Genomic DNA, 13,500 nt, shown 5'->3' with positions numbered 1-13,500 from the left:
TTTTAGGGGTGCAGATCATAGTCGGAGTGGTGTTGTGGTGTTGGATTTGAAGGGTCGGCTTGAGGGTGCTGGTGTTGTTGAGTCTGGTCAGGGTCGGCTTGTTAAAGACAACGAAGACCTCATAGCAATCATTGATTCTTTAATTGTGTGTAAAAATGCTAAGGGTACTTTCTATCAAGAACTCGCTGATATGGCTAAACTCTACAGTGCAGTCACAGGTTTTGAAGTCACTTCCAAAGATCTAAACATTGCCGCAGAACGAATTATCACCCTTGCTAAACTCATCAACCTCCGTGAAGGTCTCACCCGTGACGATGACACTCTGCCTTGGAAAGTTATGAATCAGCCCATCACAGATGATGGGCCCTCAAAAGGTGCCATAGTAACTCAGGATGAGCTTGATTTGCTCATAGATGATTACTATCAAGCTCGCGGCTGGACTGTTGAGGGTATCCCACCGAAAACTAAACTCCAAGAATTAGGCCTGCAAGAATTCAAAACAATAACTCAGGACAAAGAGGCATAAATATGGTTAGAAAACGAAAATTTGTCTCTGCTGACCCCGAAAAATGTGTTGGTTGTCAAATCTGTGAGTACGCCTGCTCGTACAACAAAGAAAAAGCCTTCAACCCACTCAAATCACGTATCCGTCTAGTCCGGGTTAACCAGCTTGCTAACATGGCTGTTACCTGTCGTCTTTGCGAAGATCCCGCATGCGTAGCCGCTTGCCCCCGAAATGCACTTAGCCAAACTGACGATGTCGGAAACATTGTTCTTGACAAAGAAAAATGCAACGGTTGCGGTTGGTGTATTGAAGCCTGCGACTATGGTGCTATGATGCTCCATCCCGAAACCAAAGTCGTCTACGTATGTGACTTATGTAGAGACAAACCCGAAGGCCCTCAATGTGTCAAATGGTGTCCCGAAGAAGCTCTCACAGTAGTTACAAGTGATGTACTGGCACAGAAAGCAAGGATAAGCGCAATCAAAAAACTCTTCCAAGAAAAAGAGGAAAAACGATAGCTTTCTAAATTTCACCACTTTTTAGTTCCTACATTTCCTCTGTATGTTCTTCCATACAGTGTGTTTCATAGTCTTCTCGGGTATCGTATTCTTGGTTGTCTGCACGGCATCTGTATTTACCATGAGTCGTCATTTCAGGTGTAGGAACATTCTTTTTTTGCTCCAAAAATTCACCTCCAAAACCAAACAAACAATTCACTAGCTCCCTACACCACATAAATCTATGTGACTTCAACAAACCAACTATAAACAACAAAGCAACCGCTAAAAATCTGTCAAATCCAAATAATTCATTCCACAACAAATTCCACTGGTGTATATCTATATCAAAAATAGGGTTGGTGACAACAGCTAATGTTTAATCACATGTCATGTCATCAGCAGATGCATATTATCTGTTGCTCTTTAGAGATTTGTTTAGATAATTTTTTCCAAATCGGTGACGAAGCGTTCAAACACTTTCAGTCCGCCTTTCCAGAAATCCGGTGCCGACAAATCCAATCCAACGATTTTGCCGAGTTCTTGGGGTGATTTACTGTTGCCTGCTGAGAGTAGTCCCACCAGTTTGGGCACAAATTTTGTGTTCTCCTCTAGATAGCGTTCATAGAGTGAGTAAACAAACATTTGTGCATATACATAGGGGTAGTTGTAGAAACGATAGTTTGCCATATAGTAGTGGGGTTTCATTGTCCACTCGGCCTCCATCTCTGGTAACCACTCTATGGCATCGCCAAAGATGCGGTTTCGTGCCTGGATCCAATGCCTGCATATGGTGGGATAATCCAAAAAGTCCTCTTTTTCGATGGATTGATAGAGTGCCTGCTCAAACCACACCCGGGCCGTAACTTGGAATGCAGTCATACCCGCCTCGTCTAAAACCATACAAAGCAACGCCTTTTGCTCTGACTCTGTTTTTGCATTTTTGAGCATTAAATCTGTGAGTAAAAGTTCACCAAAAATCGAGGCTGTTTCAGCAACAGTCGAGGGGACATTGGTGTTTAGGCGGGTTTGGTTTCTGGCCATGTACCAGTCATGGGTGGCGTGGCCCAATTCATGTGCCAATGTAAAGACATCACTAAGTGTGCCATTGAAACTCTGCAAGATATAGGCCGATTTAGCATTGTAGTCACTTGCACAGAAGGCTCCATTGCGTTTACCAAACCGCGGCGAAGCGTCGATGCGTCGGTTTTGAAACATTTCTTTTACCGCTTCAGCATATTTGGGATCAAAGCGGTTATAGGCATCTGTAATTATGCTTTGAGCCTCGGTGTAGCTAAATTTTTGCTCGGGTATGTTAGATAAGGGGGCTGTTATATCATAGTTAGCCAGCACAGGCAACCCCATAAGCTTCGCCTTCAATTTGAGGTAACGACGATAGACTGCGGAGCCTTCCTCAACGGTTCTAAGCAGATTGTCAATTATACTCTGCTGGGTATTGTTGCTTATCAAGCTGGATTCCATAGGTGAGCTATACTTTCGCCGTTTAGAAATTGCTACCCAATCATTGCATATGCTTCGAAGCGCAGTGCTAAAAATCTCGCCATCTCTACCCAAAAGTCCATAAATTGCCTGGTTTGCGGATTGACGTGTTGCACGATCGGGATGAGCAAACAATCCATTAGCTTCCCCATAACTAAGGGTCTTTTTCTCCCCCAAAACTGACACTTCAAAGAGACGAGTGTTTAGCCATTTACTCTGCAACTCCTCCCAAGCATTAACCCCAAACTGATCCTTCTCAATAACTATTTGTTCCTCCACTTCACTTAGTTGATGCTCAACCAATTGCAACACCCGCTCCAACATGTGCCTATAGTTGACCAAAGCCGGGTTCTCTATGAGTTGTGGGTTAGCCTTCACCAGCTTACCCAGTTCTAGTGAATAAAATGCCAATTGTTTGGCCAGCTTGGCATCAAATTTGCTCACCCGATCATTGAGCGCCTGTGTCTCTGCTTGTGTCATATCGGCGGCAAACGCCAAACTCGCAAATAATGAAACATTACTAAATTTCACCTCAAATGCCTCCACCTCTTTGATACACTCAAGTAACCCCTCAGCAGATAATCCGGCCATTTTACTGCGATATTTCCCCTCAAAGCTGTCTGCCCACATAGCCGCCTCAGTGATGGATTGATTGAGTTTAGGATCAGTCACGCCCAAAAAAAGCCCTGATAAATCCCATGTAATTTGTTGTGATACCAAAGTATATGCCTCAAGATAGTTGTGGTGACTTGGTTATTTTGTGTTATGTTCCCCTTCACCCCTTTCACATTTCACCCTTATTCTATCCTAACTCTGCGTTTGATACTCTATTATATTGCCACTTAATTTTAAAGACTACAGAAAATAGGGAACCAAAAGCGAATCCGGGTTTAGCCGGAAGCGTTGGTTTCTTTTAGCACATCAGGGTCTGTTCTAGGGCTTCAAGTCTCATTTTGTAGCCATTTTTGATGGTTACAAAGTTCGATCCACAGACTGGGCATGGGACTAGCTCGAATTCTCCAACAGTATCGAATTCAAAGTTTGCACTGCATTGGGGGCAGGTGAACTGAACTGATGTGGCGATTGTTGTTTTCATAGTTTCTCATCCATTTAATTTTTGGGTTGTATGCAATTAAGCGTTTGACTGTAGTTGACGACAACTATATAGAAACAGCTTACTTGTATCATCACATATACTGTATGCTGGTGTATTAACCTTATTGTGCAACACCTCGCTACAACAAAAATCACAAAGGTCTACGGATAAAAACTGCTGTTCTGGTTCCTCTTTGACCATTTTTGAACATAAACTTAAAAACATTCATTCATCACCATGAAAAGAAGAACGCAGATGAAAATTGGAAACATCAACATCGATAGTCAATTCATTCTCGCACCTATGGCAGCCGTTAACTGCACTGCCTTTAGAATGCTGTGCAAAGAAAACAAAGTAGGTCTAGTTTATACTCAAATGTTTGACGCTGAACTCATCAAAAACAAAACCAAACGCGAAATCAAAGATCTCCTCAACATAACCGAACCAGAACGACCTGTAAGCGTCCAATTAATAGGCAACAACGAAACCTCCCTAATCAAGAGCATAAAACAAGTCGAAGAATTCGCAGACATCATCGACTTCAACGTCGGTTGTAGCGAAAAAGAAATCCTCCAACAAGGCTACGGCGCATTCTTGCTCTCAAACCTACCCCTTTTAGAAAACCTTGTAAGAAAAATGGTCAACACAACAAAAAAACCTCTAACAGTAAAAATGCGCATAGGCATGGACTCCCAACACATAATCGCCGTAAAAGTCGCCACAATGCTACAAGACACCGGAGTCGCGGCAATATGTGTTCATGGCAGAACAGTACAACAAAAACTCGCCAAAAAAGTAAACTGGACCATAATGAAACAAACCAAAGAAAAACTCGCCATCCCCATGATGGCAAACGGCGACGTAACAAGCTACGCCGGAGGCGTTGATCTTTTAAACAAGACTGGATGTGATTTCGTAATGATCGGTAGAGGCGCAAGAGACCGCCCCTGGATATTTGACCCAGAAAAACAACAAATCAACAATGCTGGCATAAAAAACCAGATTCTGCGCTTCATAGAACTATACAATGACTACGAAAACCGCGAATCATCACAAGAAGTTAGAGAACATGTTTTCTGGATGCTAAAAGATTACACAACACAACAAAACACACGCACAGTTTTAAAACTAAGATACATCGATGACATAGAACACTTTGTCAGTTCACTAAAATAATCATCCACTACCCAAGATCACTAAAACTTCCTAATGCTTTAGTGAAAACCAACCTTGAGCTGCTTATACTTGCCATATTGACCAAGCTTGCCGTATCTTAATTCATCTTGCAATATGTCATAGTTATATCCTGCACTCTCACGATATAATCTGGTTCTAACATCACAAATCTTCGCAAAAGGCGAGTTATACCATATATCCAATGCTTCGATATGACAAGATTTTGTATGTTTTATTTTCGGCAGTTGCGTTCACAACATATCATCGATATGACATGTAGCCTCCGTCTTAAAATTTCAACTGGTTTTCCACCAAGGTCTGCAATGTAATCCCGCATTAATGATAGCGCCGATTGTTGAGTTGTAGAGCTGGTTTTAAATTTTTTTATGCGAAATGCTCTTACTGTTGCCATCTGCTTATAAATGTCGGGTAATTTCTTTTTAAGAAGAGGTGTAACGAATCAAAGATGCTGTCACTATTTGAGGCTATGTTTCTTTTTGCAGTATCTTTTGGGATTAATGTTATACCGTTTTTTGGCCCTTCAAACGTATTTATTGCCTCATTAGCTGCAATTAATGTAGATGTTAACAATTTTTATTCTGTTTTACTTATAGGTGTTCTTGTCTCGTTAGGTGCTACTGTGGCAAGAATTGTCCATTATAAAGTCATTCCGCTCATTAGCAATCGTTTTAGCGAAAAAAAACGGGCGGCTTTTGAGGCTAATGCTGCAAAAATAAATAAACGTGCTTTTTTGTTGCTCTGTTTTACTGCTGCGACACCGCTTCCAGAAGAACCAGTCATTATTTCACTTGCCTCAATGAAGTACAACATTGCCAAGTTTTCCATAGCATTCTTCTTAGGTAAATTAGCCCTTACTACCATAAGTGCATTTGCAGGAAACACCATCGGCAACACAGCTACAACATGGCTGAGTAACATGTTTCCAGCTTGGCTTTCTCCAGAAATTCTACTAACTATAATGTCAACATTTACAGCCATCATCATTACGATAATTTTGCTTAAATTTGATTTAAACAAGCTCATAAAACGCTTCAAAAAACAAAATAAAGTTCAATAAAATCTTCACAATTCGTGCGACACTGTTCCATGAATTGAGTTGGTCACACAATCACCCTTTAATTAAACTTGATGTGATAATTACCGTCGTGAATTTTATGCTCAAGAATGTGTAGAGGCCGCATGGAGTGTTCAACAGTTGGAACTATAAAAAAATAAATGACGTCTATTTGTTCTTTTCTTCCAAAAATAGGTTGAAATACGTTCAATTAAAGTGGTGTGAAGTGCTATGGGATAGCTTGACGGGGTCGTTTACAGGGTCGAACGCATTTTTATGTAATTTTTAGTTCTTAAATTAGATGCGAAAGAGTTTGTTGCTTAGAGAGGTTGTTGAGAGCGCACTTGGGGTGTGATACTTTGTTCCTTTTCTAAGCTGTTGATGGAAAACATGCTGAACTATCTTTAGGGGTAACTCAGTAGGGTGTGTGCCTTGTTGTATATCATTATGTGTTTGATAGTTATATCTCCAAAATTTGCTTGCTATGTACATCTTTAAGTAGTTTGCCAAATAATGCTAAAAGGTGAATAAAAATGGTTAATTACTTGGCCGATTTTCTTAGAAAATTGCGACCCTATCAAGGGGGGTTGATTAGGGTTAAGGCTATAAAAAGTATTGAACCAAAGGCTAAAGAATATTTGAACAAATTATCCAACAAGGTTTGATAGAGCGGGTTGTATGGGGTTGGTATTGGGTTCCAACTGAACTCATCGACATTTGGGACTTTTTGGAAAAAGATCAAAACTTTAAGGTTATCTCAGCTCAGACCGCCGCTTCCTTTTGGAATAACGATTTTGTCCACAGAGACATCTATACCTTAAGAGTCGCGGATAGGTCCTATGGGCGTGCTTTGCAAGAATTTGCCAAAAAAAGAGGATGGCAGATTGAAATTGAATACTTAAAAGCTTCATCAAAAGTCAAATACCGTAAAGTTGGGAATTTGTTTGTGGAGACTCTTGAGGATAATGTGGTTGGGTGTTTGCAGAGGTGGGCTTTTGTGGATGCGTTTGCTACATTATATGAGCATAGAGGTGAAATTGATTGGGATAGGTTGTATCAAAATGCTTACTGGACGAGGGTCTCTAAAACAAACGTACGCGCTAGACAGGTTTTGGAGTATGGTTTTCATCAGTTTGAAGAGCTGGGGGGGGGTGTAAAGTTTCTGCATCGGGAAACACAAGTGCGTGATGATTTTGTGCGAAGAGAAATTGATGAAGCAATAGAGCGGGTTGTTGAGTTTGGTTAAGCATACTGAATTGATGAATTTACGGGAGGTAGAGATCAGCAGGATAGTTAGGTATTTGTCGGATCAGACGGGTGGATTTGCGGATCCGAAGTTGGTTTTGATTGGGGGTTATGCTCTAGGGCGTTTACTTCTTTTTCGAGGTATACACGAGATTGTGACTTTGTTCTTCAAAGAGCGGAAAGTTGGAATTTGGATAGACTTCAAAAGTTGTTGTCTACTGAGATGGGTACAGATACTTGTGAGAAGCGTGATGTTTATGGTTTTATGCGTTGCGTTAAGGTGCTTTGTGATGGTGCGAAAATTTCGATTGATTTCATGGAAGGTCAGGTACGGGGAAGGACCGATGCGCAAGCGTTCTTTGTTTCAGATGAGTTTTTGAGTAAAGCCCAAAAAGTGAAAATAGCTATTGCTAAAGAGGTATTTGAGATGTATGTTCCAGATTATACTGATTATTTCATTCTTAAATTGATGTCTGCGCGGCTCAGTGATGTGCGAGATATTACCACTTTAGTGTGGAAAAAGGGTATACCAGAAAATCTTAGAGCACAAGCGAAGAAAATGCTGGCTTATCCTGAAGTAATAGACAAAAATTTGCCATTAATTATCTCTGATGTTGCTGGTAAGCGGTTTTTGGATTCTTGGAAAGGAACTTTTGTCACAACAGAGTTTACTGAATCAATTAAAGAGATGGTTATTAGCGAGTTAAAGAAAATTTAGTTACCTCTCTTAACTGAATCGCCTCTTTACAGTATCTGCTTTGTATCTTCTTTTTCTTTTCTCTTCAAATATGTCTCATCAAAATAACACCCAACTATAATCACCACTTGACCTTGCAGTTCAACACTTTAAGCGACGGTGTAAACGAAAAAGTGAATCTGATTTGGAAATTTCAGAAAAACAAATGACGGCTATTTGTGATCTATTTTAAAAAATAAGGTTAAAACAACCTTAACTATAATTAGTGTAAAGTGCTACGGGCAGGATTTGAACCTGCGAACCCCTGCGGGAAAGGATGTCCCATCCGCGGAGGCCAGACCTGCCGGCCAAACGTTGATCTTGAGTCCTTCACCTTTGACCTGGCTTGGTTACCGTAGCCTGTTGCAGTACAAAATGTTTGATTCTGGTTTATTAACTATTTGCCGAAGCTTAGTGTTGTTTAGGAACAAGCTTATCTGTCTCTGAGAAGGTGGTCTTTCTGAGAGTAATTGTTGCTTTGGTTGGCGGTTTTTGTTCTATGCGGGGTTTTTGTGGGGTGCTATTTTGGTTGATTTAATGTGGGTGGTTTGTCGTTTGATGTTGTTTGTTGCGGTAATTGTTTTTGGGGCTTGTTTTTTTACCGCAAAGGTCAAAGCATTCTCTGTCAATATAGTTCTTATGTCCTTTCAGCACCGCATAATATTCGGTAACAGCCAACATATGTCTGAACTTGAGAGCGGTAGTGTTCAGCTGATGGTGACTTCACCGCCTTATCCTATGATAGCTATGTGGGATGACCAGTTTTGTAGTTCTGATCCAAAAATTGCTGAATATTGGCAGAAACTAAACTTTGATGGTAACGAGAAAACCGTTCGCCAAATCTATGATGCTATGCACCATAACTTGGCCAAAGTTTGGGCTGAAACTTTTCGAGTGCTTTGCAATGGTGGTATAGCGGCTATAAACATTGGTGATGCCACCCGTCGTATCAATGATAGGTTTCAACTTTTTCCTAATCACAGTCGTATCATAGAAGAATGCGAAAAAATTGGGTTTTCTACTCTTCCCTACATTTTGTGGAAAAAACCTACAACAAAGCCTGCCTATAAGGGTAAAGGTTCTTTTTTGGGGTCGGGTTTTTTGCCGCCTAATGCGTATGTTACCTTGGATTGTGAGTTTATTCTCTTGTTTCGTAAGGGTACTTTGCGTCATTTTAAAACCAAAGACCCTGCCCGATATGAGAGTAAATTTACAAAGGAGCAACGGGATGAGTGGTTTAGCCAAATTTGGTCTCTCAAAGGGGCTCGTCAAAATGTGAATGATTTGGAGCGGCGAACGGCTGCTTATCCAGCTGAGGTTGCAGAGCGGCTTATTCATATGTTTAGTATCAAGGACGATTTGGTGTTGGATCCGTTTCTGGGTTCGGGGACAACGACAAAGGTTGCAATAGAGAGTGGGCGCAGAAGCATCGGCTATGAGCTAGATCCCAAATTATTGCCAATCATACAGGCAAGGCTTGAGGAAACACAAATAGCTCTCCAAACCGATATTATGTCACAGATAAAAATCGTTACTCGGTATGGGGAATGTTGATGTCTGTGGTTGTTATCTATTCAAGTCATCGGGGTAATACTGAAAAAGTAGCTCAAGCAATAGCGGCTCACCTTAACTGTTCAGCTGTGAAATTGACTGAAAACTTTGATGTGCAATCTTTGTCTCTTGAGGGTTGTCGTTTGGTTTTCTTGGGCACTGGTATTAGAGGTGGTGAACCCTATGTTGAGTTGCAGAATTACATCAAAACTGCGGAGTTCAAAGCTGGGGTGCGGTTTGTACTTTTTATGACTTGGGCTGGCGGTGGTGCAAGCAACAGGTTGGCGTATGAGCGTGTGAAGCAGCAACTTGAGGCAAGGGGGCAGATGCTTGAGGGTGACTATTTTATTTGTCTGGGTAAAACCTTTGGGTTTACTCATAGAGACAGGCCAAATGCTGGTGATTTAGCCCAAGCTAAAATTTGGGCACAGCAAAAAATACAATCTGCCCCATAAGTGGGTTGGTGTTTTGGTTTTTCTTTGTTTTGGGTGTGTGAGTGTTTTGTGTTTTTGGGTTGTGTGGTGTGGAAAGTTTGGGAGCCCTTGCTTTCTGTTGTATATCTGATGACAACGTTTATATGCATGGTGTGTAGCATGTGTTTGTGCTCTTTGAAAAGTTTGGATTCCTTTTTCGACGCCGGACGACACCAGCATCGGAGGAAATGTAAGATGAAAAATACATCCCTGCCTAAAGTTCATAGTAATTATTATAATTTTACATTAAATTTATGGGAGAATTAAAAATTTGACAACTATACCGAAAATCCAGAAAGATGATGTTCACAACCTCCTTAAAACCTTCTTTGCCGAAAAAGGCCTAGTCCGCCAGCACCTTGACAGCTACAACGAATTCATCGATCACGGACTCCAAGAAGTCGTGGATGAAGTTGCTGAAATCCCAATCGAAGTGCCTGAAAACCCCTACAAAGTTAAACTCGGCCAAATCTGGGTAATCGACCCTCAGAGCCGCATCACTGGCCCATACGCAACCGAAGTAGACGGCACAAAACACGAAATCTACCCCATGGAAGGCCGCCTTAGAAACTTGGCATATTCCGCTCCCATCGCACTTGAGATGACCCCAGTCATTGATGGCCGCGAACAAGATACTGAGTTGGTCTATATCGGCAATATCCCAGTTATGCTCAAGAGCAAACTGTGCTTTTTAAGCCAGCTCAGCCGCGAAGAACTCATAGCCGCCGGAGAAGACCCAGATGACCCTGGAGGGTACTTTGTTGTTAACGGCTCTGAACGTGTTATTGTTGCCATGGAAGACTTGGCACCTAACCGTGTTATCGTTGATGTCGATGAGAAAGGAACCAGTCCTGTTTATCAAGCAAAAATCTTCTCAACAACTGTGGGTTTCCGTGCAAGAATCGAACTTAAGCTCAAGTCCGACGATGCAATCTATGTTACCATGCCGGGTGTCCCAACAGAAATCCCCTTTGTTGTCATTATGCGTGCTCTTAGCATGGAAAAAGACAAAGATATTGCCGAAGCCGTCAGTCTTGACAGCGATATTCAAACTCAGCTAGGCGCATCGTTTGAGAAAGCCATCGGTGTAGACACACCACAAGATGCTATATTATTCATCGGTAACCGTGTTGCACACGGACAAGTCGAAGAATATCGACTTCAAAAAGCTGAAACCGCTCTTGACAAAAACTTTTTACCCCACTTGGGTAGAAGCGACAAAAACCGAAAAGAAAAAGCCATATTCCTAGGCGAAATGGCATACCGTGTTATCCAACTCAAAACAGGCAGACGCACCCCCGATGACAAAGACCACTTCAAAAATAAACGTCTCCGTCTCGGTGGACCCCTTCTTGCCGACCTTTTCCGTGTCTCCTTCCGCAACCTCACACGCGACATCAAATACCAACTTGAACGCATAGGCGTTAAAGGTCCAATCATAACCGTCTCAGTTGCTGTACGTCCCGGTATTATCACTGAACGTTTCCAACATGCATTGGCAACAGGCAACTGGGGCCGAGGCAGAGTCGGTATCACACAGCTCCTTGACCGAACCAACTACATCTCAACCCTGAGCCACCTAAGAAGGCTTCAATCTCCGCTGAGCAGAAGCCAGCCTAACTTTGAAGCCCGTGACTTACACCCAACTCACTGGGGCCGATTATGTCCCAACGAGACCCCTGAGGGCTCAAATTGCGGTCTTGTAAAAAACCTTGCTCTATCTGCATCCATCGCGGTAGGCGTTAATCCTGACCGTATAAAGCAGTTACTCTTTGAAATGGGAACCGTTCCAGCATACGAAGCAACCAACGAGCTTCGCGTCGAAGGCGCCAAAGTTTTCGTGGATGGAAACATTATCGGCTACTGCAACAACCCACATGAAATGGTGCAGAGCTTCCGCCAGAAACGGCGCACTGGAGAAATCTCTACAGAAGTCAACGTAACCCACTTCTCCAAACCCCAAACCGAAACTGAAGAAGTCCACGCCAACTGTGACGAAGGCAGAGTCCGTCGTCCTCTTATCATCGTAGAAAACGGCCAGCCTAAACTACAAGCTAAGCACTTTGAAAAAATCAGTTTAGGCGAATGGACTTGGGAAGATATCATTAAAAACGGTCTAGTTGAATACCTCGATGCTGAAGAAGAAGAAAACGCCTTCATCGCACTAAGTTATGAGGAAATCGAACCTAAAAGTACTCACGCTGAAATAGCCACCTACACAATCCTTGGTATCTGTGCTTCAACTATTCCATACCCCGAACATAACCAGTCACCAAGAAACTCATACCAAGCAGCCATGGCTAAACAGGCATTGGGCGTTTATGGAACAAACTTCCACCATCGCGTCGATACCCGTAGCCACATTCTACACTATCCACAAGTTCCCCTTGTACAAACTGAAAACATGGATGTCATGGGCTACAAACAACGCCCCACAGGCCAGAACTGCATCGTTGCAGTACTGAGCTTTGAAGGCTACAACATGGAAGACGCCATCATATTCAACAAAGCCTCCATCGAACGCGGACTTGCACGCAGTACCTTCTACCGTATCTACGAAGCAGAATGCCGTCAATATCTAGGCGGATTAAAAGACAAATTCACTGTTCCAGAAGCAGGCACCCGTGGCTATCGAGGCGAACAATACTACCGATTACTCGAACCCGATGGAATCATCAGCCTCGAATCACAAGTGGTCGGTGGAGACGTCTTAATCGGCAGAATCAGCCCACCCAGATTCCTCGAAGAATACAAAGAATTCGAAGTCAAAGGCCCAAGCATGCGCGATACCTCTGTGGACATGCGTCCATCAGAAACCGGTATAGTCGATGGAATATTTATCACTGAAAGCGGCGAAGGTAGCCAACTTGTCAAAGTTCGTGTCCGCGACCAACGTGTCCCTGAACTCGGAGACAAATTCGCCTCACGCCATGGCCAGAAAGGTGTCATCGGTTTAATCGTTCCCCAAGAAGACCTGCCATTTAGCGAAGAAGGCATGGTTCCAGACCTCATCATCAACCCACATGCTATCCCCAGTCGTATGACCCTTGGACAATTCATCGAGTCTCTCTCAGGCAAAGCCGCAGCCGCCCGAGGCAAACCCGGAGACGGCACACCATTTAGCAACGAAGGCCCCGACGAAGTACGTAAAAACCTAGTCAAACTAGGCTTCAGCCACACCGGTAGCGAAGTCTTCTACAACGGTACCAGCGGCGAAAAATTCGTTGCAGATGTATTCATTGGTGTTGTCTACTACCAAAAACTCCACCACATGGTCGCTGACAAAATCCACGCCCGCGCTCGCGGACAAGTCCAGATGCTTACCCGCCAGCCAACTGAAGGCCGCGCTCGGGGTGGTGGTTTACGTTTCGGAGAAATGGAACGAGACTGCCTCATCGGCCACGGTGCAGCAATGTTGCTACGTGACAGGTTGCTAGAAGAATCCGACAAATATACCCTCTATATTTGTGAAAACTGCGGGCAAATCGCCTACTTCGATATGAAGCAAAGACGCTATGTCTGCAAAATCTGCGACGAAAAAGCCAAGATTGCCCCAGTAATCGTATCATACGCTTTCAAGCTACTCTTGCAGGAGCTTCAAAGTCTATGTATCACCCCCAAACTCAGACTAAAGGAGAAGGCTTAA

Annotated in this window: 12 protein-coding genes and 1 tRNA gene; 9 read left to right on the top strand and 4 right to left on the bottom strand. The window is 42.9% G+C overall.

Annotated elements, in window-relative coordinates; genetic code table 11:
• A partial coding sequence (locus FWF39_RS03365; protein WP_343382026.1) for an aldehyde ferredoxin oxidoreductase C-terminal domain-containing protein occupies nt 1–526 on the top strand: 526 nt, incomplete at its 5' end.
• Between the two features lie 2 nt (nt 527–528).
• The gene (locus FWF39_RS03360) at nt 529–1,023 is read left to right on the top strand and encodes a 4Fe-4S dicluster domain-containing protein (protein WP_343382025.1); all 495 of its coding nucleotides are present in this window, start codon (nt 529–531) and stop codon (nt 1,021–1,023) included.
• A gap of 28 nt (nt 1,024–1,051) precedes the next feature.
• Here FWF39_RS03360 and FWF39_RS03355 read toward each other — a convergent pair whose 3' ends face one another.
• The 3 genes from FWF39_RS03355 to FWF39_RS03345 form a co-directional block, all read right to left on the bottom strand.
• Nucleotides 1,052–1,189 (bottom strand): hypothetical protein, encoded by a 138-nt coding sequence (locus FWF39_RS03355; RefSeq protein WP_343382024.1) that lies wholly within the window; start codon nt 1,187–1,189, stop codon nt 1,052–1,054.
• Nucleotides 1,190–1,440: 251 nt separating this feature from the next.
• Nucleotides 1,441–3,222, bottom strand: a complete 1,782-nt coding sequence (locus FWF39_RS03350; RefSeq protein WP_343382023.1) for a M3 family oligoendopeptidase — start codon at nt 3,220–3,222, stop codon at nt 1,441–1,443.
• Between the two features lie 193 nt (nt 3,223–3,415).
• Nucleotides 3,416–3,598 carry a hypothetical protein gene (locus FWF39_RS03345; RefSeq protein ID WP_343382022.1) on the bottom strand — a complete coding sequence of 61 codons (183 nt, stop codon included), beginning with the start codon at nt 3,596–3,598 and terminating at the stop codon, nt 3,416–3,418.
• Nucleotides 3,599–3,853: 255 nt separating this feature from the next.
• Here FWF39_RS03345 and FWF39_RS03340 point away from each other — a divergent pair, with 255 nt between their 5' ends.
• The 4 genes from FWF39_RS03340 (at nt 3,854) to FWF39_RS03325 (ending at nt 7,812) form a co-directional block, all read left to right on the top strand.
• A complete protein-coding gene (locus FWF39_RS03340) occupies nt 3,854–4,774 on the top strand; it encodes a tRNA-dihydrouridine synthase family protein (RefSeq protein ID WP_343382021.1) in 921 nt (306 codons plus the stop codon).
• 466 nt (nt 4,775–5,240) lie between these two features.
• Complete coding sequence (locus FWF39_RS03335) at nt 5,241–5,852, top strand: hypothetical protein (protein ID WP_343382020.1); 612 nt, start codon at nt 5,241–5,243, stop codon at nt 5,850–5,852.
• Nucleotides 5,853–6,510: 658 nt separating this feature from the next.
• On the top strand, nt 6,511–7,095 hold the full coding sequence (locus tag FWF39_RS03330; protein WP_343382019.1) for a hypothetical protein: 585 nt from the start codon (nt 6,511–6,513) through the stop codon (nt 7,093–7,095).
• 189 nt (nt 7,096–7,284) lie between these two features.
• Entirely contained in the window at nt 7,285–7,812 is a 528-nt protein-coding gene (locus FWF39_RS03325; RefSeq protein WP_343382018.1) for a hypothetical protein, read from the top strand.
• A 252-nt stretch (nt 7,813–8,064) separates the two neighbouring features.
• Here FWF39_RS03325 and FWF39_RS03320 read toward each other — a convergent pair.
• Nucleotides 8,065–8,190: transfer RNA gene (locus tag FWF39_RS03320), tRNA-Leu, on the bottom strand.
• 321 nt (nt 8,191–8,511) lie between these two features.
• Here FWF39_RS03320 and FWF39_RS03315 point away from each other — a divergent pair.
• The 3 genes from FWF39_RS03315 (at nt 8,512) to FWF39_RS03305 (ending at nt 13,500) form a co-directional block, all read left to right on the top strand.
• Complete coding sequence (locus tag FWF39_RS03315; RefSeq protein WP_343382017.1) at nt 8,512–9,384, top strand: site-specific DNA-methyltransferase; 873 nt, start codon at nt 8,512–8,514, stop codon at nt 9,382–9,384.
• Nucleotides 9,384–9,836: a flavodoxin family protein gene (locus tag FWF39_RS03310; RefSeq protein ID WP_343382016.1), complete on the top strand. Its 453-nt coding sequence runs from the start codon at nt 9,384–9,386 to the stop codon at nt 9,834–9,836. The genes FWF39_RS03315 and FWF39_RS03310 overlap by 1 nt, the downstream gene beginning before the upstream one ends.
• Before the next feature lie 298 nt (nt 9,837–10,134).
• Entirely contained in the window at nt 10,135–13,500 is a 3,366-nt protein-coding gene (locus FWF39_RS03305; RefSeq protein ID WP_343382028.1) for a DNA-directed RNA polymerase subunit B, read from the top strand.

Origin of the sequence: Candidatus Bathycorpusculum sp., assembly GCF_009778815.1 — an archaeon.
Taxonomy (GTDB): Archaea; Thermoproteota; Bathyarchaeia; order Bathyarchaeales; family Bathycorpusculaceae; genus Bathycorpusculum; species Bathycorpusculum hydrogenotrophicum.
This window is presented reverse-complemented; position numbering and strand designations above follow the sequence as displayed.